The 23530-nt window shown below is 70.4% G+C and carries 16 protein-coding genes; 7 read left to right on the top strand and 9 right to left on the bottom strand.

The window, feature by feature from the left end:
• Positions 1-114 precede the first annotated feature (114 nt).
• Positions 115-492 (bottom strand): VOC family protein, encoded by a 378-nt coding sequence (locus OG707_RS00780; protein WP_329113171.1) that lies wholly within the window; start codon positions 490-492, stop codon positions 115-117.
• A 150-nt stretch (positions 493-642) separates the two neighbouring features.
• Here OG707_RS00780 and OG707_RS00785 point away from each other — a divergent pair, with 150 nt between their 5' ends.
• Positions 643-3267 (top strand): alpha-L-rhamnosidase-related protein, encoded by a 2625-nt coding sequence (locus tag OG707_RS00785; protein ID WP_329113172.1) that lies wholly within the window; start codon positions 643-645, stop codon positions 3265-3267.
• A gap of 43 nt (positions 3268-3310) precedes the next feature.
• On the opposite strand, the gene surE is transcribed toward OG707_RS00785, so the two are convergent.
• The 7 genes from surE to OG707_RS00820 all read right to left on the bottom strand — a co-directional run bounded on the left by surE (position 3311) and on the right by OG707_RS00820 (position 13597).
• Positions 3311-4360 carry a 5'/3'-nucleotidase SurE gene (gene surE / locus OG707_RS00790; protein WP_329113174.1) on the bottom strand — a complete coding sequence of 350 codons (1050 nt, stop codon included), beginning with the start codon at positions 4358-4360 and terminating at the stop codon, positions 3311-3313.
• A gap of 165 nt (positions 4361-4525) precedes the next feature.
• Complete coding sequence (locus OG707_RS00795; RefSeq protein WP_329113176.1) at positions 4526-7735, bottom strand: alpha-L-rhamnosidase; 3210 nt, start codon at positions 7733-7735, stop codon at positions 4526-4528.
• Between the two features lie 133 nt (positions 7736-7868).
• Complete coding sequence (locus OG707_RS00800) at positions 7869-8891, bottom strand: LacI family DNA-binding transcriptional regulator (protein ID WP_329113178.1); 1023 nt, start codon at positions 8889-8891, stop codon at positions 7869-7871.
• A 34-nt stretch (positions 8892-8925) separates the two neighbouring features.
• Positions 8926-10008, bottom strand: a complete 1083-nt coding sequence (gene rhaS, locus OG707_RS00805; RefSeq protein WP_329113180.1) for a rhamnose ABC transporter substrate-binding protein — start codon at positions 10006-10008, stop codon at positions 8926-8928.
• Positions 10009-10036: 28 nt separating this feature from the next.
• Positions 10037-11032, bottom strand: coding sequence for an ABC transporter permease (locus OG707_RS00810; protein WP_329113182.1), 996 nt, complete (start codon positions 11030-11032; stop codon positions 10037-10039).
• Entirely contained in the window at positions 11025-12083 is a 1059-nt protein-coding gene (locus OG707_RS00815; RefSeq protein ID WP_329113184.1) for an ABC transporter permease, read from the bottom strand. Before OG707_RS00815 ends, OG707_RS00810 begins: the two co-directional genes overlap by 8 nt.
• A complete protein-coding gene (locus tag OG707_RS00820) occupies positions 12080-13597 on the bottom strand; it encodes a sugar ABC transporter ATP-binding protein (RefSeq protein WP_329113186.1) in 1518 nt (505 codons plus the stop codon). The genes OG707_RS00815 and OG707_RS00820 overlap by 4 nt, the downstream gene beginning before the upstream one ends.
• Before the next feature lie 265 nt (positions 13598-13862).
• On the opposite strand from OG707_RS00820, the gene rhaI reads away from it, so the two are divergent.
• From rhaI to OG707_RS00850, 6 genes are read left to right on the top strand one after another with little or no spacing between them, the layout of a single operon-like run.
• On the top strand, positions 13863-15023 hold the full coding sequence (gene rhaI, locus OG707_RS00825; protein ID WP_329113188.1) for an L-rhamnose isomerase: 1161 nt from the start codon (positions 13863-13865) through the stop codon (positions 15021-15023).
• A 58-nt stretch (positions 15024-15081) separates the two neighbouring features.
• Positions 15082-17127: a bifunctional aldolase/short-chain dehydrogenase gene (locus tag OG707_RS00830; protein ID WP_329113190.1), complete on the top strand. Its 2046-nt coding sequence runs from the start codon at positions 15082-15084 to the stop codon at positions 17125-17127.
• Positions 17124-18590: a rhamnulokinase gene (locus tag OG707_RS00835; protein ID WP_329113192.1), complete on the top strand. Its 1467-nt coding sequence runs from the start codon at positions 17124-17126 to the stop codon at positions 18588-18590. The genes OG707_RS00830 and OG707_RS00835 overlap by 4 nt, the downstream gene beginning before the upstream one ends.
• Positions 18591-18630: 40 nt before the next feature.
• Positions 18631-19386: a (Fe-S)-binding protein gene (locus OG707_RS00840; protein ID WP_329113194.1), complete on the top strand. Its 756-nt coding sequence runs from the start codon at positions 18631-18633 to the stop codon at positions 19384-19386.
• Positions 19383-20801 (top strand): LutB/LldF family L-lactate oxidation iron-sulfur protein, encoded by a 1419-nt coding sequence (locus OG707_RS00845; protein WP_329113197.1) that lies wholly within the window; start codon positions 19383-19385, stop codon positions 20799-20801. Before OG707_RS00840 ends, OG707_RS00845 begins: the two co-directional genes overlap by 4 nt.
• Positions 20798-21451, top strand: a complete 654-nt coding sequence (locus OG707_RS00850) for a LutC/YkgG family protein (RefSeq protein WP_329113199.1) — start codon at positions 20798-20800, stop codon at positions 21449-21451. The genes OG707_RS00845 and OG707_RS00850 overlap by 4 nt, the downstream gene beginning before the upstream one ends.
• Here OG707_RS00850 and ligA read toward each other — a convergent pair.
• A complete protein-coding gene (gene ligA / locus OG707_RS00855; protein ID WP_329113201.1) occupies positions 21423-23510 on the bottom strand; it encodes an NAD-dependent DNA ligase LigA in 2088 nt (695 codons plus the stop codon). The two genes, OG707_RS00850 and ligA, sit on opposite strands and share 29 nt — an antisense overlap.
• Positions 23511-23530: the final 20 nt, after the last annotated feature.

The following is a 23530-nucleotide window of genomic DNA, read 5'->3' on the forward strand; positions in this document are numbered from 1 at the left end:
TCCCTCCGGGAACGGATGCCACGGCCGGCTCGGGTGCGCCGTGGGCTGGTCCCAGCGTGCCCGCGCCTCCCTGCACACCGCCCCCTGAGAGGGACTGCGTGTGCTCCGATCGGCTTACAAGTCCCCGGCCGGTCGATGTCCTCGCCGCTCCCCCAGCACGCAGAACTCGTTCCCCTCGGGGTCCGCAAGCACCACCCATGGTTCGTCTCCCCGCTGCCCGACATCTGCGCGGCGGGCGCCGAGGGCCAGGAAGCGCTCGACCTCCGCGTCCCGGTCGTCGGGGCGGAAGTCGAGATGGAGGCGGTTCTTGATGGTCTTTCCCTCCGGAGCGGGCCCGAAGAGCAGGCCGGGCAGCCGGTCGGGCTCCGCTCTGATCTCGTACTCCTCGGGCGAGTCGTTCACCACGATCCAGTCGAGCGCCTCGCGCCACCAGCGGCCCAGGGCCACCGGGTCGGCGGCGTCGATGACGAGCTGTTCCCATTCAAGTCCCATGGGCCCGAGGCTAGCCTCGCACTCCGCATCCGGAGTCGTTGTGCGATCTCTGTACGGCCTCTCGCCGCTCGTGTAGCGTCGCCTCCGTTCACACGCCTGAAACGTTTCACTGACTGTTTCAGCAGCTTCCGACGAAGGGGAGAACGCGCTATGCCGTCGAGCGGGAACAAGGGGCAGGGACCGGAGTCCGGGCCGAATCGGCGTGCCGTGGTGGCGGCGGGGCTGGGGACGGCCGCGCTGTCCGCGTCCGGGCTCTCGCTCCTCGGTGCGGGGTCCGCCGCGGCTGCGGCGAACACGGCGCCGCGGCTCGGGAAGGACGCCTGGCACCGGTACGTACAGGCGCCCGCCTCCACGACCGTCCGGCCGGTGAAGACGCTGGGCACCACCGGTCAAGTGACACGCCCCGACGCCCTGTTGAAGCCGGGCGGCGGTGTCACCGTGCTCAGTCGCCCGCAGCCGCCCGCCGCCCCCAAGTGGCCCGAGGGCACGACCGCCGTAGCCTCCTCCGAGCACGCGGGAAACCAGGGCAACGACGGCAAGCCGCGTACGTACGTCGCCGCCAATGCCATCGACGGCGACCCTGACACCTTCTGGAACGACGACACCTCGGCCGCCTTCCCCGACACCCTCACCATCACCCTCCCCGAGGTGCGCGCCCTGCCGGGGCTGACGCTGATCTCCAACAGCGACGGCGTACCGCAGGACTTCACCGTGGAGACCTGGCAGGACGGGGCGTGGACACAGGCGGCCTCGGTCACCAAGAACGGCGTCGTCCAGCGCGCCGTTCCGTTCGACGCCCCGCGCACCACCGACAAGGTGCGCATCACCGTCACCGCCGACCAGGATTCGCCGAAGGGCGCGTTCACCCGCGTCAACGAGGTGTGGCCCGAGCCGGTGGCGCCCGTCGAGGCGCCGAGCGTGACCATCGACTTCGGCAAGGTCGTCGTCGGCTATCCGCGCGTGAAGTTCACCTCGGCCTCGGACAACAGCCCCGGGGTGCGGCTCGCGTTCTCCGAGACGCGGCAGTTCCTCACCGACCGATCCGACTTCACCCGCGCCGACCAGGCGGGCGGCGCCGGCAGAGGCACGGACCAGTTCGCGGTGCCGGCCAAGGGCGCCGACTGGAAGGACGTGAAGGGCTTCCAGTTCGGGGACAAGGTGTTCGCGGACGGCCTGCACGGCTTCCGGTACCTGAAGATCACACTCGACGCGCTCGACACCGACGCACCGGCCGCCCTGCCCTGGGGCACGGTCTCCATCGACTCGGTGTCGCTCGAGTTCACCGCCTACCTCGGCACCCCGGACACCTACCGGGGCTGGTTCCTCTGCTCCGACGACGACTTGAACCGCTACTGGTACGGGGCGGCGTACACCAATGAGCTGGTGACCGACACCTTCCGCCGCGACGACGTCGATCCACGCAACGCCTGGAGCGCCTCCCTGGAGGGCAAGCTGGTGCTCCAGGACGGCGCCAAGCGCGACCGCGATCCGTACGTCGGCGACCTCGCGGTCTCGGCCCGCACCCTCTATCTGACCCACGACGACGCCGCCGAGGCCGCCCGCAACGTCCTCGCCGATCTCGCCGACCACCAGCGCGCGGACGGCTGGATCCCTCCGGCATCCATCAACAACTACACGCTGCCGCTCTTCGACTATCCGCTGTGGTGGGTGACGTGCAGCTGGGACTACGTCCTCTACACCGGCGACCGCGCCTACGCGACCCGCTACTACCCGCAGCTCCTCAAGGTCCTCGACACCTGGTACCCGAGCGTCACCGACGACGCGGGCCTGCTCAGCAAGGGGCTCAACGGCACGGGCGGGTACGGCGACTACGCCTTCCTCGACCGTACGGGCCGCATCACGTACTACAACGCCAACTATGTCCAGGCGCTCAACGACGCTGCCTCGCTTGCCACTTGGCTGGGCAACAGCGCGGACGCCGCGCGCTGGTCGGCACGGGCTGACAACGTTGCCAAGGCCGTCGACACCCATCTGTGGGACGAGGCCGCCGGCGCCTATCTGGACTCCGCCACCGGACCGGTCCGCCATGCGCAGGACGGCAACTCCATCGCCATCACCGCGGGCATCGCGGGCGCCGAGCGGGCCGCCGCCGCGCTCGACCACCGCGACCGGTCGACGCAACTCCGGTACGGCAACGCCTTCATGGACAACGACACGATCTTCGGCGGCGCCTCCCAGCGGGTCTACGCCTTCACCTCGTACCCGGAGATCGTGGCCCGCTTCGACAGCGGCCGCGCGGAGTCGGCACTCGACCAGATCCGGCGCACGTACGGGTGGATGGACAGCCACGACCCCGGCATCACCAACTGGGAGGGCATCGGTCCGAACGGCTCGCTGTACGAGGACGCCTACACGAGCATGGCGCACGGCTGGTCGACCGGCGTCCTGCCCGCGCTGACGCACCAGCTCCTGGGCGCCACGCCGACCTCGCCCGGGTACGCGACGTGGGAGGTCCGCCCCAATCCCGCGTCCGTCGCCTGGGCGCAGGGTCAACTGCCCACTCCCCACGGCCCGTTGGGGGTGGAGTGGACGAACGGGAAGGAGTCGCTCACGGTGACGGTCCGGGTCCCCCGGTCCACCGCGGGCACGGCGGCGCTGCCGACCGGCGGGCAGCGTGTGGTCGTACGCGACGGCCACCGCACCCTGTGGGACGGCGAGCGGGGCAGGGCCGGGGTTCGCCGGGACGGCGACCGTGTCGTCGTCCCGGACCTGGGACCGGGGACGCACACACTGACCGTGGTCCGCGTCGGATAGGTGCCGGGGGAGCGGAAGCGGACCGGCCGCTCCCCCGCCACCGTCAGCGGTGGGACCGTACGTACGCGGCGAGCCGGGCGTCCTTCGCTCCCGTGTACGTGCGGTCGGGACCGAGCGGCGTCACGGTGACGTACCCGCGCTGGAGCGTCGCGAAGTCGGCGTCGCGCTTCGTCTCGGGGCGGCAGTTCTCCGTCGCCGGGGTACAGGCCGCGGCTCCGACGGTGAAGGTGTCGCCACTGGCCGTGTAGACGTTTCTGACGAGCTTCTGCGTGCCCACGGCCGTCCATGCGGTGCCGCGGGGGCGCTGACCCACGGGCAGATAGGGGTAGTTGACGTTCACGACGAAGTCGGGCCGCAGCAGGTCGTGCCGGCGCAGCTGCCCGATGAAGCCGGCGGCGTACTCCCCCGTCTCCCGGTACGTGCGGTCAGCGACCTCCAGGGACGTCGTGACGGTCGGGTCGTACGAACTGCTGAGCGCGACCGCCGGGACCCCCTCCTCGATCGCGGCGAGGGCGGCTCCGACCGTGCCCGAGTCGTTGACCACAGAGGCCACGTTCTGCCCGTAGTTGGTGCCGGAGACGACGAGGTCGGGGCCGTCGGTCCAGCCCGCCTTGGCGGCCAGGCCACCGCCGAGGGCGAGGCGTACGGTGTCGGCGGGCGTGGCGCTCAGGGAGGCGGGGCCGCAGGGGGTCGCCCCCTTGCACACTCCGTACACCGCGCCTCGGGCGGGCGCACCGGAACAGTCGTGTGCGTACTCCGGCGGCAGCGCGTTCCGCTGCTCGACGGTCAGTTGACCGCTGGTGGTGGAGCCGGTGCCCGCGCCGCTCTGGTTGGCCCAGGGCGCGATGACGACGACGTCCGCGCCTGCCGCGCACAGCGCGCGGCGCACCTCGTACAGGCCCTTGCCGTCGGCGCCGTTGGGGCGGGCCATCTGCATCGAGTCGTCGTTGCTGAGCAGTACGCGGAAGCCTGCGAGCGGCGGTGTTCCCCCGGAGCGGGCGGGCTGCGTCTGCGCGGAGGCGGGGATGGCGAGCAGGAGTGAACTCGCCGCGGCCGCAAGGGCGGTGGCTCTTCGGCTGGCACGTGGTTTCAACGGACTCGTTCTCCTCTTCGCGGGGTTCAGGGGCGTGTCCCGGTCTCGCGTCGGCGGAGCCTAGATGACACGTGTCAACAAAGGAAGGGATTGCACCGCTGTCTTCTGGCCGAGCGCGGCTGCCGGGCCGCCCCCGTCACGGGAGGCGGCCCGGCAGCCGGTGTGTCACGCGGTGAAGCGGTGGCTTCCCGATCCGGCCTCGAACACGGCGCAGCCGTCCTCGGCCCGTACGAACTTCGCCCGGCCGCTCTTCACCCGGTCGGGCCGAGCCGTGGGCACCCACACTTCGGCGGTGGTGTTGGGCGGCACGGTGCACTCCAGGACGAAGCCGCCGGACTTCTGCTGCCACTGTGTGGTCACGGGACCGTACAGGGAGGCGAACCGGGCGCTCGCGGAGGTGACTTCACCGCCGGGGCGAGGGCGGACGACGATCCGCCGGTAGCCCGCGCTGCCCGCGGCGATCCCGGCGATGTTGGTGTACATCCACTCGCCCACCGAGCCGTACGCATAGTGGTTGAAGGAGTTCATGCCCGCGTCCTGGAACGTGCCGTCGGGCTTGATGGAGTCCCAGCGCTCCCACATCGTGGTCGCGCCCCGGTCGATCTGGTAGCCCCAGCTGGGGAAGGTCCGCTGGTGCAGCAGCCGGTACGCGACATCGGTGTGGCCGGTGTCGGTGAGGACGGGCAGCAGGCGCGGGGTGCCGAGGAAGCCGGTCGACAGGTGCCAGTCCTTGGCCTCGATGAGGGCGACGAGGCGGTCGGCCGCCGCCTTCCGCAGGGCGTCGGGGACCAGGTTCATGGAGAGCGCGAGGACGTAGGCGCTCTGGGTGTCGCCCTTCACCTTTCCGTCGGGCGTGACGTACGCGCCCTGGAAGGCCTGGCGCACCCGGTCGAAGAGTCCGCTGTACGGTGCGGGGTCCTCTCCCAGGGCGGTGGCCATCTGTGCGGCGAGGTCGGCGCTGTGCGCGAAGTACGCCGTCGCGATGACGTCCTTGGGCGTCTCGTCCGACACGTTGAGCCAGTCGCCGTATCCGCCGGCCGGGCGCAGCAGTCCGTCGCTGTTCTTCTCCAGGTAGCGCAGCCAGGCCTGGACGGAAGGCCAGGCGTCGGCGAGGACCTTGGTGTCGCCGTACGCCTGGTGCAGTGCCCAGGGGACGGTGACGCCCGCGTCGCCCCAGCCCGCGACGCCGTTGCCGACGGTGCCGACCATGGGGGCGACGTCGGTGAACGCGCCGTCCGCGGTCTGGCCGTCGCGCAGGTCGACGAGCCACTTGGTGAGGAAGCGGGCCGACTCCATCGTGTAGGAGGCGGTGGGCGCGAAGACGTTGATGTCGCCGGTCCAGCCGAGGCGCTCGTCGCGGGCGGGCGTGTCGGTCGGGACGGAGACGAAGTTGCCGCGCTGGCCCCAAGTGATGTTGCTGTGCAGCTTGTTGAGCATCGGGACGTTGGTCTCGAACTCGAAGGTGAAGGGTGCGGAGGTGTGCCAGACGCGCCCCGTCACGGCGCGCGCGGTCGGCGTCCCGGGGAAGCCGGTCAGCTCGACGTAGCGGAATCCGTGGGAGGTGAAGCGCGGTTCGTACGTCTCCTCTCCCCCGCCCTTGAGCGTGTACGAGTCGGTCGCGGCGGCCGAGCGCAGGTTCGTGGTGTAGAGCGTGCCGTCGGGGTTGAGGACCTCCGCATGGCGCAGGCGTACGGCGGTTCCGGCCTTGCCCGAGACGCGGAGCCGTACCGTGCCGACCATGTTCTGCCCGAGGTCGAGGACGAAGACGCCCGGCTTCGGCTGGGTGATCTTCTGTACGGGGAGCTCTTTCGCGACCCGCACGGGGCCGTCGACCTGGGCGACGATCTCGCCGGGGACATCGTTGTCAGAGCTGCGGACCGCGAGCCAGGAACGGTCGTCGAAGCCCGGCGAGGTCCACCCGGCCGTCTCCTTGCGGGCGTCGTAAGTCTCGCCGGACATCAGGTCCGCGGAGACGATGGGCCCGGAGGCGGCCCGCCAGTCCTTGCCCGAGGTGATGCGCTCGCTCGTGCCGTCGGTGTAGTCGATCTCCAACTGGGCGAGGAACGACGGGCGTTCACCGTACTGGTGCGGGCCGAACATACCGACGTTGCCCGCGTACCAGCCGGGTGCCACATAGGCGCCCAGGGCGTTGGCGCCGGAGCGGAGGAGTCCGGTGACGTCGTAGGTCTGGTACTGCACGCGCTTGCGGTAGTCGGTCCAGCCGGGGGCGAGCTGGTCGCGGCCCACGCGGCGGCCGTTGATGTGGGTCTCGTACAGGCCGAGAGCCGTCGCGTACAGCCTGGCCCTGGCCACCTTCTTGCCCGGGAGCCGGAACTCGTGGCGCAGTTGGTTGGCGGCGAACGAGGCGGCGACGAGGCGGCCCCACGGTCCGGCGCCCCACGCCGCGGCGACCTTCGCGGCCGGCCAGGAGGAGTCGTCGAAGTCCTGCTCGCGCCAGCCGTCGGACGGTTCGGTGTCGGTCGACTTCCACGATCCGTCGGTGAAGATCTTCTGCTCGCCGGACGCCGTGGTGACGGTGAGGACGGCGATCAGCCCTGCGGCGCCGACCGTGGCGTTGGTCGCGGAGACGGCCAGGACGTTGGCGCCGGAGCGCAGTTGGCCGACCACGTCGATGACGGCGGGGCGGCGCCAGCTGTCGTTGTCCGTCTCCAGGTCGGTGCGCGCCACCTCGGCGCCGTTGAGGGAGAGGGTGTAGACGTTGTCCGCGCTGATCGCGAGGACGGCCGCGGTGATGCCCTCGGGGAGATCGACGGTACGGCGGAACCAGCGGGTGGCGGCGGGGGCGCTGCTCGCCGGGTCGCCTTCGGGGAACCAGATCCACGAACTGCCCTCCAGCGACGGCGCGTCGGTGAGGACCGCTGGGGCGGCGATCCACTCCGCCGTCCACCCGTCCTGGCCCATCAGGCCCGTCTCCCACCAGGTCGGCGCGGACCACGGGGACACGCCCCCGGCGGTGTCCCAGACCCGGACCGACCAGAAGTAGCTGGTACGCGGCGCGAGTTGCGGCCCTGCGTACGGGACGAGGACGGAGTCCGCGGAGGCGACCTTGCCGCTGTCCCACACATCGGGGTGCGAGAGGCCGGCGGAGCTCGTGGCGACGCGCACCTGGTAGGCGCTCTGGAGCTGCCCCGGGGTCTCCGAGACCATCGGCCAGCTCAGCCGCGGACGTGCCGCGTCCAGTCCGAGCGGTTGCTGTACGTACTCGACGGTGGGTGTGGCGACGCGCAGGGCGCTCGCGCCCGTCTGCCCCTTGGCGGCGGCGGACGCGGGGGCGGCGACGGCCTGTCCGGCGCCTGCGGTCACGGCGCCCACCGTGACGGCGGCGCTCGCCAGGATGTTCCTTCTACTGATCACTACGGCTCCTGGTGAGAGAGAAGGTGAATCGATTCACAGCGGTGAACGTAGGTGGCGCACGAGGCGTGAGTCAATGTGCGTGCGCAGCTTTTCTCCGACCAACTCCCCATACATGCACTGGAGTTGAACCCTTTCAGGGCCGGGAGAGGCTGGACCGGCGGACGACGAGCTCCGGCTGCAGGATGACCCTGCGGTGCTCGTGGGGCTGGCCCTCCGCCGCTTCCGTCTCCCCCAGGAGGAGTTCGGCGGCCAGTGCACCCAGCGTGACGGCGGGCTGCCGCACCGAGGTGAGCGGGATGGCCGCGGCGGCCGCGAACTCGATGTCGTCGTATCCGACGATCGCCAGGTCGCCGGGCACGTCGACACCCGCCGCGAACATGGCCTGCAGTACGCCGAGGGCGAGCAGGTCGTTGGCGCAGAACACCGCGGTCGGCCGCTTGGAGAGCCCCAGCAGCCGGGCCCCGGCATCGCGCCCTGACGCCACGTCGAGACGCTCGGTCGGCAGCTCGCGCAGCGCGTCGGGGCCGAGCCCCGCGTCGGCGAGCGCGGTCAGGGCGCCCGTCCGGCGGTCCCTGACCTGGTTGAGGCTGGGCGGCCCGCTCACGTACGCGATCGAGCGGTGCCCGGCGTCGACGAGATGACGTACCGCCAGCGCCCCGCCCAGGACGTCGTCGACGGAGACCGAGCACTCGGTGGCGCCCTCGGCGACCCGGTCGACGAGGACGAACGGGATGCCGTGCCGCCGGAAGGCCGCGATGTTGCGCCCCGTCGCATCGGCGGGCGTCAGCAGGACTCCGCGTACCCGCAGCTCGGCGAAGTGCGCCAGGTACTCGGCCTCCTCGTCCGGGCTCTGCGCGCTGTTGCAGACCATCACGCCGAGCCCGGCCTCGCGCGCGGCGCGCTCGGCGCCGCGCGCCACGTCCACGAAGAACGGGTTGCCCATGTCGAGGACGAGCAGGCCCATGATCCGGCTGTGGCCGGCCCGCAGCTGGCGCGCGGACTCACTGCGGACGTAGCCGAGCCGGTCGATCGCCGCCAGGACCCGCGCACGGGTTCTGGCGGCCACCGCCTCGGGCCGGTTGATGACGTTGGAGACCGTGCCGACGGAGACTCCTGCCGCGCGGGCGACGTCCTTGATACCCACCGACTGTGCCATCGGACGGAATCCTCCCGAGGTGCGAAGAGAGCGACTAGAAGTTGAACTGGTCGATGTTCTTCGCGTTGAAGACGGTCGGCTTGCCGAGGTTGATCACGCCGTCCTTGCCGATGGTGAAGCTGCCCATGGAGCCGGCCGTGAAGGTCTCGCCCTCCTTGCCGGTGATCTGGCCCGAGGACAGCGCCACGGCCGTGCGCGCGGCCAGCTCGCCGAGCTTCGCCGGGTCCCACAGCTCGAAGGCCTCGACGGTGCCGTTCTTGACGTACTTGCGCATGTCGTTGGGGGTGCCGAGGCCGGTCAGCTTGACCTTGCCCTTGTACTTGGAACCCGACAGGTACTGGGCTGCGGCCTTGATGCCGACGGTCGTCGGGGAGATGATCCCGGCCAGCTTGGGGTGCTCCTGGAGGAGCCCCTGCGTCTGCTGGAAGGACTGCTGGGCGTCGTCGTTGCCGTACGCGACCTTCACCAGCTTGATGTTCTTGTACTTCGGGTCCTTCAGCTCCTCCTTCATGAAGTCGATCCAGGCGTTCTGGTTCGTCGCGGTCTGCGCGGCGGACAGGATCGCGATCTCGCCCTTGTAGCCGATCTGTTCGGCGAGCAGCTGCACCTCGGTGCGGCCGAGGTCCTCGGAGCTGGCCTGCGAGACGAAGGCGTTGCGGCAGTCGGTCTTGGTGTCCGAGTCGTACGTGACGACCTTGATCTTGTTCTTCATCGCCTGCTTGAGCGCGGTGCACAGGGCGCCCGGGTCCTGCGCGGACACGGCCATCGCGTCGACCTGCTGCTGGGTGAGCGTGTTGACGTAACTGACCTGCCCGCTGGTGTCGGTGGCGGTGCTGGGGCCGGTCTCCTTGTAGCTGGAGCCGAGCTCCTTGAGCGCCTTCTCGCCGCCCTTGTCCGCGGAGGTGAAGTACGGGTTGTTGACCTGCTTGGGCAGGAAGCCGACGGTGAGGCCCTTCTTGGTGGGCGCGCCCGGGTCGGCCTTGCCCTCGGCGGCGCCCGAGCCGCCGCTGTCCTTCACGTCGTCCTTGGTGGTGCCGCCGCAGGCGGTGGCGGCGAGGGAGAGGGAGGTGACGGCCACGAGGGCCGCGCAGGCACGGCGGATCGATGACTTGCGCATGAGGGAGGTCCTTTGCGGTGAAGGGGTGTTACGAGGTCGGGGTGGAGGCGGCGGCCAGCCGGCCCGCCCGTGCGACGGCGAGCTGGCGTGCGACCCGGGGGCCGAGCACGGAGACGACGAGCAGGACGCCGGTGACGACGATCTGCGACTGCGCGGAGACGTTGAGAAGGCTCATGACGTTCTGGGCGGCGCCGAGCAGGAAGACTCCCGCGATCGCGCCGCCGAGGGTGCCCTTGCCGCCGTCGAAGTCGATGCCGCCGAGCAACACGGCTGCCACGACGGAGAGTTCGAGGCCCGTGGCGTTGTCGTAGCGGGCGCTGGCGTAGTGCAGGGCCCAGAAGATGCCGGTGAGCGAGGCCATGAAACCGGTGGCGACGAACAGGATCAGCTTCTGGCGCTTGACGCGGATGCCGGCGAACCGCGCGGCTTCCTCGCTCGCGCCGACGGCGAAGAGCGAGCGTCCGAACGGGGTGGCGTGCAGCACGACGGCCGCGATCGCCAGCAGGACGAGGAAGGGGAGGAACGCCTGCGGGAGGAAGGTCTCTCCGATGCGCCCGGCCGCGAAGTCCTGGTACTGGGTGGGGAAGTCGGTCACCGCGTCCGAGCCGAGCACGATCTGCGCGATGCCGCGGTAGGCGGCGAGCGTACCGATGGTGACGGCGAGGGACGGCAGGCCGAGCCGGGTCACGAGCAGGCCGTTGACCAGTCCGCAGGCCACGCCGAGCAGCAGACAGATCGGGATGATCGTCTCGATCGCCATGCCCTGGTTCCACAGGGCGCCCATCACCGAACCCGAAAGACCTGCCGTGGAGGCGACCGAGAGGTCGATCTCGCCGGCGACCACGAGCAGGGTCATCGGCAGGGCGACGAGGGCGATGGGGAGGGTGTTGCCGATGAGGAAGGAGAGGTTGAGTGCGTTGCCGAAGCCGTCCACGAAGCCGAACGAGAACAGCAGGAGGACGATCAGAAGCGCGCCGACCACCGTGTCCCAGCGGATGGCGCGGGAGAGTGCGGAATCAGCCATGACGCCCATTCCTTTCAATCGAGGCAGCCCTCTTCTTCAGGGCTGCGGCCACCCGCAGGGCGACGATCCGGTCGACCGCGATGGCGAGGATGAGCAGGATGCCGTTGATGGCGAGCACCCAGACGGAGCTGACGCCGAGCGCGGGCAGCACGCTGTTGATGGAGGTGAGCAGCAGGGCGCCGAGCGCGGCGCCGTAGACGCTGCCGGAGCCCCCGGTGAAGACGACGCCGCCGACCACGACCGCGCTGACGACAGTCAGTTCGTAGCCGGTTCCGGTGCCGGAGTCGACGTTGCCGAACCGGGCGAGGTACAGCGCGCCGGCAAGTCCGGCGAGGCCCCCGCAGAAGATGTACGCGGCCAGGATGCGTTTGCGTACGGGGATGCCCGCGAGCCCTGCGGCCTCCGGGTTGGAGCCGAGTGCGTACAGCTCGCGGCCGCTGCGGAACTGCTTGAGGTAGTACGCGGTGGCCACCAGCACCACCAGCGCGATCAGTGCCAGCCACGGCACCGCCGAGATGCCGCCGGAGCCGAAGTCCACGAATCCGCCGGGGAGATCGGCCGCCGTGATCTGCCGTGCGCCGACCCAGATCGAGTCGACGCCGCGGATGATGTAGAGCATGCCGAGTGTGACGACGAGCGCGGGCACCTGGCCGAGGCTGACCAGCAGGCCGTTCAGGAGGCCGCAGCCGATGCCGAGCAGCATGGCGAGGAGGATCGCCACGACGGGGTTGCCGCCGCCCTGGAGGTAGGTGCCGGCTGCGAAGGCGGTGATGCCCATGGTCGAGCCGACGGACAGGTCGACGTTGCGGGTGATCACGACCAGCGACTGGCCGGTGGCGACGAGCACGAGGATGGTCGCGTTCAGCAGGAGGTCCTTGATGCCCTGCTCGGAGAGGAACTCGCTGTTGCCCATCTGGGTGATGACGATCATCACCAGGAAGACGGCCAGGATGGCGAGTTCGCGCATCTTGAAGACGCGGTCGACGAGCCGGGTGCCGCTCGACTTGGGCACTTCGGCTGCGGGTACGGGGTTGGGTGCGGTCACCGTCATGCGGCGGCCCTCCCGGTGGCTGCGGCCATCACGGCTTCCTCGGTGGCTTCGGAGCGCGGTATCTCGGCGGTGAGCCGGCCCTCGTGCATCACCAGCACGCGGTCGGCCATGCCGAGGATCTCGGGCAGGTCGGAGGAGATCATCAGAACGGCGACCCCGTCGGCGGCCAACTCGCTGAGCAGCCGGTGCACTTCGGCCTTGGTGCCGACGTCGATGCCGCGGGTGGGCTCGTCGACGATCAGCACCTTGGGCCCGGTGGCGAGCCATTTGGCGAGGACGACCTTCTGCTGGTTGCCGCCGGAGAGCGTGGAGACGGCGTCGGCGATCCGTGCGTACTTCACCTGGAGCTTGAGGGCCCAGTCCAGGGAGCGGCTGCGCTCGGCGCCCCGGTCCATGAACCCGGCCTTCGTCGTCGTACGCAGTCCGGTGAGCCCGATGTTGCGTTCGATGGACATGCCCATCACCAGGCCCTGGGCGCGCCGGTCCTCGGGGACGAGGGCGAGGCCCGCGGCCATCGCGGTGGAGGGTGCGCCGTTGGCGAGCGTCCGGCCGTCGACCGCGACTTCGCCGGCGTCCCACCGGTCGATGCCGAAGACGGCGCGGGCGACCTCGGTGCGTCCGGCGCCGACGAGTCCGGCGAGGCCGACGATCTCGCCCTGGCGGACGTCGAAGGAGACGTCGGTGAAGACGCCCTCGCGGGTCAGCCTGCGGACGCTCAGGGCGATGTCGCCGGCCCGTACGTCCTGCTTGGGATAGAGGTCTTCGAGGTCGCGGCCGACCATACGGCGCACGAGGTCTTCCTCGGTCATGCCCTCGATGGGCTCGCTGGCGATCCAGGCGCCGTCGCGCAGGGTCGTGACGCGCCGGCAGATCTGGAAGATCTCCTCGAGGCGGTGCGAGATGAACAGCACCGCGGCGCCCTGGTCGCGCAGGGCCCGGACGACGCCGAACAGGCGCGCCACCTCGCTGCCCGTGAGGGCCGCGGTCGGCTCGTCCATGATCAGGACGCGGGCGTCGAAGGAGAGCGCCTTGGCGATCTCCACGATCTGCTGGTCGGCGATGGACAGACCGCGGGCCGGACGGTCGGGGTCGAGCTCGACGCCGAGGCGCTTCATCAGGGCCAGGGTCGCGGAGTGCGCGGCCTTGTGGTCGATGCGGCCGAGGGAGCGCCGCGGCTGGCGTCCCATGAAGATGTTCTCGGTGATCGAGAGGTCGGGGAAGAGCGTGGGCTCCTGGTAGATGACGGCGATGCCCGCGTCCCGTGCGTCGGCGGGACCGTGGAAGACGGTCGGCTCGCCGTCGAGCAGGAGGTGCCCCGCATCGGGTTGGTTGACGCCCGCGAGTGTCTTGATGAGGGTCGACTTGCCCGCACCGTTCTCGCCTGCCAGGGCGTGCACCTCGCCGGGGAACAGCTCCAGGGAGACGTCCCGCAGCGCGCGTACGGCGCCGAAGGACTTCGAGATGTCCCTGAGCGCCAGGACGGGGGCCGGATCCGTGTCGGACCGGTGGTTCATGAGGACTCCTCAGCGACGCGGCGGGTAGCCCTCACTGCGTCGTGAAAGGTTTCAACTGGGTTGCCGGGACGTTATTCATGACAACGGTGTCACGTCAACGGGTGCCGTTCGAAAATCTCGCCGCCCCGAGGTCACAACAGGATCACGGTGGAAGGCTGTTGCGAGAGGGGTTGACAGGCTCGACGGGGACCCCTACGTTCCGACTTGAATCGTTTCATGTCATGGAGCGACCAGTTGTTCAGCCCGATGCCGTAGGAGCCCCACCGTGTCCGACCTCCCCGCAGTCAAGGCCGCTCTCAAGACGCAGGCCGTCGAGACACCGTCCTGGGGGTACGGGAATTCGGGAACGCGCTTCAAGGTGTTCGCGCAGGCGGGGGTCCCCCGTACCCCCTTCGAGAAGGTGGACGACGCGGCCACCGTGCACGCCTTCACCGGTGTGACACCGAGCGTGTCGCTGCACATCCCGTGGGACCGCGTCGACGACTACACGGAGCTGGCCGCGTACGCCGAGAAGCGCGGCCTGCGAGTGGGCGCGATCAACTCCAACACCTTCCAGGACGACGCGTACGCGCTGGGGAGCATCTGCCACCCGGAGGCGGCAGTGCGCCGCAAGGCCCTGGACCATCTGCTCGCCTGCGTCGACGTCCTGGACGCGACGGGGTCGAAGAACCTCAAGCTGTGGTTCGCCGACGGCACCAACTACCCCGGCCAGGACGACATCCGCGACCGCCAGGACCGCCTGGCCGAAGCGCTGCAGGCCGTCTACGCGCGGCTGGGCGACGACCAGCGGATGCTGCTGGAGTACAAGTTCTTCGAGCCGGCCTTCTACGCGACCGACGTCCCCGACTGGGGAACCGCCTACGCGCACTGCCTCAAGCTCGGCCCGAAGGCGCAGGTCGTGGTCGACACGGGCCACCATGCGCCCGGCACCAACATCGAGTTCATCGTCGCGACCCTGCTGCGCGAGGGAAAGCTCGGCGCCTTCGACTTCAACTCCCGCTTCTACGCGGACGACGACCTGATGGCGGGCGCCGCCGACCCCTTCCAGCTGTTCCGCATCATGTACGAGGTGGTGCGCGGCGGGGGCTTCACACCCGACGTGGCGTTCATGCTCGACCAGTGCCACAACATCGAGGCCAAGATCCCCGCGATCATCCGCTCCGTGATGAACGTCCAGGAGGCCACGGCGAAGGCGCTGCTCGTCGACCGTGAGGCACTCGCCTCCGCCCAGCGGTCGGGCGACGTGCTGGCCGCCAACGCGGTCCTCATGGACGCGTACAACACCGATGTCCGCCCGCTGCTCGCCGAGGTACGCGAAGAGCTCGGCCTGGACCCCGACCCGGTCGCGGCGTACCACCGCTCCGGCCTGGCCGTGCTGTCCGCCGAGGCACGCGTCGGCGGACAGCAGGCGGGCTGGGGCGCCTGATCCCAGCCACCCCCGGCACGGCCCGTACCTGTCACCCCACTCACCAGCAAGGACACTCATGCCTGCCCCTCTCCACCCCGAAGCGGCCGCACTGATCGAGCGCTCGCACCGTCTGGGCGCCGACCCGCGCAACACCAACTACGCGGGCGGCAACACGTCCGCGCAGGGCACCGCGCCCGACCCCGCGACGGGCCGCGACGTAGAGCTGATGTGGGTCAAGGGATCCGGCGGCGACCTCGGAACGCTCACGCCCGAAGGGCTGGCCGCGCTGCGTCTGGACCGGCTGCGGGCGCTCAGGGACGTGTACCCGGGGGTGGAGCGCGAGGACGAGATGGTCGCCGCGTTCGACTACTGCCTGCACGGCAGGGGCGGCGCCGCTCCGTCCATCGACACGGCGATGCACGGGCTGGTCGACGCGGCGCACGTGGACCACCTTCACCCCGACTCGGGCATCGCGCTGGCCTGCGCCGCCGACGGCGAGAAGCTGACCGCCGACTGCTTCGGCGACTCCGTGCTGTGGGTGCCCTGGCGCCGCCCCGGGTTCCAGCTCGGACTGGACATCGCCGCCGTGAAGGAGGCCAACCCGCAGGCGATCGGCTGTGTCCTCGGCGGGCACGGCATCACCGCGTGGGGCGCGACCTCGGCGGAGTGCGAGGCCAACTCGCTGCACATCATCCGCACCGCAGAGGCATTCCTGGCCGAGCGCGGCAGGCCCGAGCCCTTCGGTCCCGTACTCACCGGCTACGAGCCGCTGCCGGAGGCCGAGCGCCGCGAGCGGGCGGCGGCTCTTGCCCCGCACCTCCGGGCGATCGCCTCGCAGGACAGGCCGCAGATCGGGCACTTCACCGACTCCGACGCCGTACTCGACTTCACCTCCCGCGGCGAGCACCCGCGTCTCGCGGCGCTCGGCACGTCCTGCCCCGACCACTTCCTCCGTACGAAGGTCCGGCCCCTGGTCCTCGACCTGCCGCCGACCGCGGACCTGGAGCAGGCGATCGCCCGGCTCAAGGAGCTGCACGCCGAGTACCGGGAGGAGTACGCGGCCTACTACGGGCGGCACGCGGACGCCGACTCCCCCGCCATGCGCGGCGCCGACCCGGCGATCGTCCTGGTGCCGGGGATCGGGATGTTCAGCTTCGGCAAGGACAAGCAGACGGCGCGCGTGGCCGGCGAGTTCTATGTCAACGCCATCAATGTGATGCGCGGCGCCGAAGCGGTCTCCACGTATGCGCCCATCGAGGAGAGCGAGAAGTTCCGCATCGAGTACTGGGCGCTGGAGGAGGCGAAGCTCCAGCGGATGCCGAAGCCGAAGCCTTTGGCCACGCGGGTCGCGCTGGTGACGGGTGCGGGCAGTGGCATCGGCAAGGCGATCGCGCACCGGCTCGCCGCCGAGGGAGCCTGCGTGGTCGTCGCCGACCTGAACACCGCCGGCGCGGAGGCGGTCGCGGCCGAACTCGGCGGCGATGACAAGGCAGTTGCCGTCACGGTCGACGTGACCTCCGAGGAGCAGATCGCGGCCGCTTTCCGGGCCGCCTCGCTCGCCTTCGGCGGCGTGGACCTCGTGGTCAACAACGCGGGCATCTCCATCTCCAAGCCGCTCCTGGAGACGACCGCGAAGGACTGGGACCTCCAGCACGACATCATGGCGCGCGGCTCCTTCCTGGTCTCCCGCGAGGCGGCCCGTGTCATGACCGCCCAGGGCCTGGGCGGCGACATCGTCTACATCGCCTCCAAGAACGCGGTCTTCGCCGGCCCCAACAACATCGCCTACTCGGCGACGAAGGCAGACCAGGCTCACCAAGTACGCCTCCTGGCCGCCGAGTTGGGCGAGCACGGCATCCGGGTCAACGGCATCAACCCGGACGGTGTGGTGCGCGGCTCCGGCATCTTCGCGGGCGGCTGGGGAGCGAAGAGGGCGGCGGTGTACGGGGTCGAGGAGGAGAAGCTCGGCGAGTACTACGCCCAGCGCACGCTCCTCAAGCGCGAGGTGCTCCCCGAGCACGTCGCGAACGCGGTCTTCGCGCTCACCGGCGGCGACCTGACCCACACCACCGGGCTGCACATCCCGGTCGACGCGGGCGTCGCGGCGGCCTTCCTGCGATGAGCGAGCACCTCACGGCCTTCGCCGCGGTCGACCTCGGCGCGTCCAGCGGACGCGTCATGGTCGGCCGCGTCGGACGGAACACCCTCGAACTCACCGAGGCCCACCGCTTCCCCAACCGCCCGGTCCACCTGCCCGAGGGCCTGCGCTGGGACATCCTCTCGCTCTACGCGGGCGTGCTCGACGGTCTGCGCGCCGCGGGCACTTCGGCCGGCGGCCGGCTGGCCTCGGTCGGCGTGGACAGCTGGGCCGTGGACTACGGACTGCTGGACGCCGACGGGGCCCTGCTCGGCAATCCCGTCCACTACCGGGACAACCGTACGGACGGCGCGGCCGAGAAGGTGTGGGCGACCGTCCCCGCCGACCGCCTGTACGCGGCCACGGGCATCCAGTACGCGCCGTTCAACACCCTCTACCAGCTCACGGCAGCCCGCGGAACACCCCAACTGGCGGCAGCGACAAGGCTGTTGCTGGTTCCGGATCTTCTCTCGTACTGGCTGACCGACGTGGCGGGCACCGAACTCACCAACGCCTCGACCACGCAGCTCGTCGACCCGCGCACGCGCGACTGGGCGCACTCCCTGGCCGACACCCTCGGCATCGACCTCGGCCTCTTCGGGCCACTGCGCCGGCCCGGCGACCCGGCGGGACTGCTGCGTCCCGACGTCCTGGAGGCCACCGGCCTCACCGGACCCGTCCCGGTCACCGCGGTCGCCTCGCACGACACGGCTTCGGCGGTGGCCGCCGTACCCGCGGCGCACGGCGAGCGGTTCGCGTACGTCTGCACGGGCACCTGGTCGCTCGCCGGGCTCGAGCTCGACGCGCCGGTGCTCAGCGAGGACAGCCGGGCCGCGAACTTCACCAACGAGCTGGGCATCGACGGCACGGTCCGCTATCTGCGCAACATCATGGGCCTGTGGCTGCTGCAGGAGTGCGTACGGGAATGGGGCGACCCCGACGTGCCCGCGCTGCTCGCCGCGGCGGCCGCGGTCCCCGGCCTCCGTTCGGTCGTGGACGCCTCGGACCCCGCCTTCCTCGCGCCCGGGGGGATGGTGCAGCGCATCGCGGAGGCGTGCCGTTCCACCGGGCAGCCCGTACCCGCGACACCCGCCGAGACCACTCGCTGCATCCTCGACTCCCTCGCACTGGCCCATCGCAGTGCGATCGAGGACGCCCAGCGGCTCTCCGGGCAGACGGTGGACACGGTGCACATCGTGGGCGGCGGCGCGCGCAACGAGCTGCTGTGCCAACTGACCGCCGACGCCTGCGGACTCCCGGTGGTGGCCGGCCCGGCGGAGGCCTCGGCGCTCGGCAACATCCTGGTGCAGGCACGCGCCCAGGGGCTGGCCGGCGACCGCTCCGAGATGCGCGCCCTGCTGTCACGGACGCAGCCGCTCGTACGGTACGAGCCGGAGCCGAAGCGGGCTTCGTGGGACGCGGCCGCCGCACGTTTCGCCGCACGCTGACCGACCGACCTCCATCCTGATCGAACACCAAGGAGCCGCGGTGCGAGTCGCACTGTTCCTCACCTGCGTCAACGACGCGCTCTACCCGGACACCGGCCGCGCAGTGGTGAAGCTGCTCGACCGGCTCGGCGTCGACGTCGACTTCCCGATGGGCCAGACGTGCTGCGGCCAGGCCCACTACAACACGGGGTATCGACGGACGGCCGAACCGCTGGCCACGCGCTTCGCCGAGGTCTTCGGTGCGTACGACGCGATCGTCACCCCCTCCGGGTCGTGCGGGGCGATGGTCCGCGAGCTCTATCCGCGCATGGGCGAGCGGGCGCGGGCGGAGGGGCGCGGCGATGTGCTGGCGCGGACGGTGGCGGGGGTGGTGCCGAAGACGTACGAGCTGACGGAGTTCCTGGTGGATGTGCTGGGGGTGACGGATGTGGGTGCGTACTACCCGCAGACCGTGACGTACCACCCGACGTGTCACGGACTGCGCAGCCTGGGGCTTGGCGATCGGCCGCTCCAACTCCTGCGAGCGGTCAAGGGGCTGGAGCTGCGGGAGCTGCCGGGGGCGGAGGAGTGCTGCGGCTTCGGAGGGACCTTCGCCGTGAAAAACGCGGACGTCTCGGCGGCGATGGGTGCCGACAAGGTCCGCAACGCCGTGTCGACCGGGGCGGATGCTCTGTGCGCGGCCGACAACTCGTGTCTGATGCACATCGACGGCACCATGAGCCGGCTGAAGGTCGGGATGCGTCCGGTGCACATCGCGGAGATTTTGGCGAGTACGGAAGAGGAGCCGCTGGTATGAGTGGGACGTATCTGGGGATGCCGTCGTTTCCGGTGGCGGCGCGTGAGGCGGTGAACAACCCGACGCTGCGGGCGAATCTGCGCCATGCCACGCACACGATCCGCGCGAAGCGGGCGGTGGCGGTGGCGGAGCTCGCGGACTGGGCGTTGTTGCGGGAGGCCGGGAAGCAGATCAAGGACCGCACGCTGCGGCATCTGGACACGCTGCTGGTGGAGCTGGAGGAGAAGGTCACCGCGGCGGGTGGGGTGGTGCACTGGGCGGCGGATGCGGAGGAGGCGAACCGGATCGTCACCGAGCTGGTGGTGGCGACCGGGGAGCGGGAGGTGGTGAAGGTCAAGTCGATGGCGACCCAGGAGATCGGCCTCAACGAAGCCCTGGAAGCTGCCGGGATCGCCGCCTACGAGACGGATCTGGCGGAGCTGATCGTGCAACTGGGCCAGGACCGCCCTTCGCACATCCTGGTGCCCGCGATCCACCGCAACCGGGGCGAGATCCGCGACATCTTCGCCACCACGATGGGCGAGTGGGGGCGCCCGGCCCCCGACGATCTCACCGACAGCCCCGCTGCGTTGGCGGAGGCGGCCCGGTTGCATCTGCGGGAGAAGTTCCTGCGGGCGAAGGTCGGCATCTCGGGGGCGAACTTCATGGTCGCCGAGACCGGGACGCTGGTGGTCCTGGAATCGGAGGGCAACGGACGCATGTGCCTGACCCTGCCGGAGACCCTGATCTCGGTGGTGGGGATCGAGAAGGTCATCCCCAGCTGGCGGGATCTGGAGGTGTTCCTGCAGACCCTGCCCCGCTCCTCCACAGCCGAGCGGATGAACCCCTACACCAGCACCTGGACCGGCACCACCGACTCCGACGGCCCCAAGGCCTTCCACCTGGTGCTCCTGGACAACGGGCGCACGAATACCCTGGCGGACGAGGTGGGGCGACAAGCATTGCGGTGCATCCGCTGCTCGGCGTGTCTGAATGTGTGCCCGGTCTACGAGCGGGCCGGCGGTCACGCCTACGGCTCGGTCTATCCGGGCCCGATCGGTGCGATCCTCTCCCCTCAACTGCGCGGCACCCAGAGCGACATCGATGCCTCTTTGCCGTATGCGTCGTCGTTGTGCGGGGCGTGTTACGAGGTGTGCCCGGTCGCGATCGACATTCCCGAGGTCCTGGTCCACTTGCGGGAGCAGGTCGCGGAGAAGGGCGGCAAGGGCCACCGCCTGGAGAAGACCGCAATGAAAGCAGCTGGGTGGATCCTCAACCACCCCGCCGCGTTGGGGGCAGGTGAGCGCCTGGCGTCCAAGACCCGCAAGCTGCACCCGCACAAGGTGCCGGGTGCATCGGCGTGGACGGACAGCCGTGACCTGCCCGCCCTGCCCGAGCAACCGTTCCGCGACTGGTGGAAGAAGAACCGCACATGAACACTCGCGAGACCATCCTCACCCGCATCCGCACAGCCGTGGCCCAGGCACCGGAGGTGCCCGAACCGGCCCGCGACTACCTGCCCAGCCACACCCCGAACAACCCGCAGATCCTCCTGGACCTGTTGGCGGAGAACCTCACCGACTACCGGGCCATCGTCCACCACACTCACGAAGACAACCTCCCGGACCTCCTCAACCAACTCCTGTCCGCCCACGGATCGCAAACCGTCCTCGTCCCGCCCGGCCTGCCGGAGCACTGGCTGCAAGCATCCAACGCCCAACAAATCGAGGACAGTTCAACGCACACCCCCCACGACCTGGATACGGTCGACAGTGTGGTGACGGGCTGCGCGCTGGCGATCGCCGAGACCGGCACCCTCGTCCTGGACGCAAGCCCCGACCAAGGAAGACGCCGCATCACCCTCATCCCCGACCACCACATCTGCATCGTCCGCACCCCCGACCAGATCATCGCCTCCCTCCCCCAGGCCATGCCCCGCCTCGACCCCACCCGCCCCCTCACCTGGATCTCAGGACCCTCCGCCACCAGCGACATCGAACTCGACCGCGTCGAAGGCGTCCACGGCCCCCGCACCCTCGAAGTCATCCTCCTCAGCGCTACGCCTCAGCCAGGTGACCAGCGATAAGCTCCGCGAATTCCGCCGGGGTGGCAATGCGAGTGCCGAGCGCTTCGGCCTTGGTCCGCTTGGATCCTGCACCGTCGCCCGCCACCAGGAGCGAGGTGCGCTTGGAGACGCTGGACGAGGACTTGCCGCCGGCTCGCTCGATGAGCTCGTTCATCTCATTGCGGGAGAGCTTCTCCAGCGGTCCGGTCATGGCGCCGGTGACCACCACCGTCATCCCGGCCAAGGGACCCGCGGCCGTCTCCAGCTCCGCCTCCTCCTCGGCGCCCTCTTCCTGCGGGGCGGGCGGAACGGCACCGGGTTCGACGAGGTTCACGCCCGCCGCCGCGAGTTTGCCGATGAGCGGGGCGAGTTCGGCCAGTTCCGCCACGATCACGGGGGCCTTCTCCACACCAATGCCTTCGACCTCCTGGATCGCCGCCGCGTCAGCGGCGCACAGGAGGTCCATCGTCGCGAAATGCCTGGCGATACGGCGGGACATGGAGCGGCCCGTACCCCGCACACCGAGCGCGGCCAGCACCCGGGCCAGCGGCTGCCCCTTGGCCGATGCGATGGCGGCGAGGAGATTGTCCGTGCTGGTCTCCCCCATCCGGTCCAGCGCGAGAAGCTGTTCGCGGGTCAGGGCGAAGAGGTCCGCGAAGTCGCCGACCAGACCGGCGTCGACCAGTTGGACGACGCGCGTGGTCCCGAGGCCCTCGATGTCGAGCTGATCGCGTCCCACCGCGTACGCGATGGAGGCGACGACCCGGCAGTTGCGGCCCCGGACACAGCGCCAGCGCTGCTCACTGGTGTCGATTTCGGAGCCGCACTGCGGGCACAACTCCGGGAAGACGATGGGCTGTTCGTCACCGGCCCGCAACTGCACCAGCGGCGCTTCGATACGCGGAATGATGTCGCCGGCCTTGTAGACCATCACCTGGTCGCCCAGGCGCAGGTCGCGGCGCGTGATGTCGGCTGGGTTGTGGAGGGTCGCGTAGGTGACGGTGCTCCCGTCGATCTCGACCGGTTCGAGGACGGCGCGCGGCGCGATGATGCCGGTGCGGCCCACGTTCCACTCCACCTCCAGGAGCCGGGTGACCTTTTCGACTGCGGGCAGTTTGTACGCGATCGCCCAGTGCGGTGCCCGCGATCCGGATCCGGCGTCCCTCTGGTCGTCGGCGAGGTCGGCCTTGATGACGATGCCGTCGATCCCGAAGGGCAACTCGGCCCGCGCGGCGGCCACTTCCTCCACCCGCGCCAGTACTTCCTCCACCGTGGACGCGGTGCGCGGCGCGACCGCGCTGGTGGCTGCCGTGTGGACGCCGAGCCCGGCGGCGAACTCCAGGATCCGGCTGTGCGGCCACTCGCCGAGGGAGTCGGCGGGCTCTCCGGTGGCGTCCAGCGCGAGAACCCCGTAGCAGAAGAACGTGGTTTCCACGCGGTAGGGACGGTCCTTCGCGCGCAGCGTGCCGGCCGCCCCGTTGCGCGGGTTGGCGAACGGGGTCCCGCCGTGGGCGGTCCGGACGGTGTTGGCCGCCTCGAACTGGTCGGTGGTCATGAGGACTTCGCCGCGCACCTCGAGGGTGAGCGGCTCCTTGAGCGCGGCGGGCAGGCCGGTGACCGTGTCGATCGCGTGCGAGACGTCCTCGCCCGCGGTGCCGTCGCCGCGTGTGATCAGCTGAACGAGGCGCCCGTCGCGGTAGCGGGCGGCGATCGCCAGGCCGTCCAGTTTGGGCTCGACGCTCCACGCCGTGACGGGGCGCCCGATTCTTCGCTCCAACGAAGCGGTCCAGTCGGTGAAGCCCTCCGCCGAGAACACGTTGTCCAGCGACAGCATGGGCACCGTGTGCGGCACATCGCCGACCGTCGCGCCACCCGCGACCTTCCCGGTCGGCGAGACCGCCAGGGTGTCCTCGGGGTGCTCGGTCTCGTACGCGGCGATGGCGCGCACCATGCGGTCGTACGCGTCGTCGTCGAGCGGGCTCTCGCCCGAGGTGTAGTACGCGGCCGCCGCCTGTACGGCGGACTCGACGGCGGCGGCGTAGGCGGCGGCATCGGCAAGACCAGCAGGAGTTGTCGTCATGACCCTCATCCTGCCTCCCA

This window comes from Streptomyces sp. NBC_01465 (assembly GCF_036227325.1).
Classification (GTDB): Bacteria; Actinomycetota; Actinomycetes; order Streptomycetales; family Streptomycetaceae; genus Streptomyces.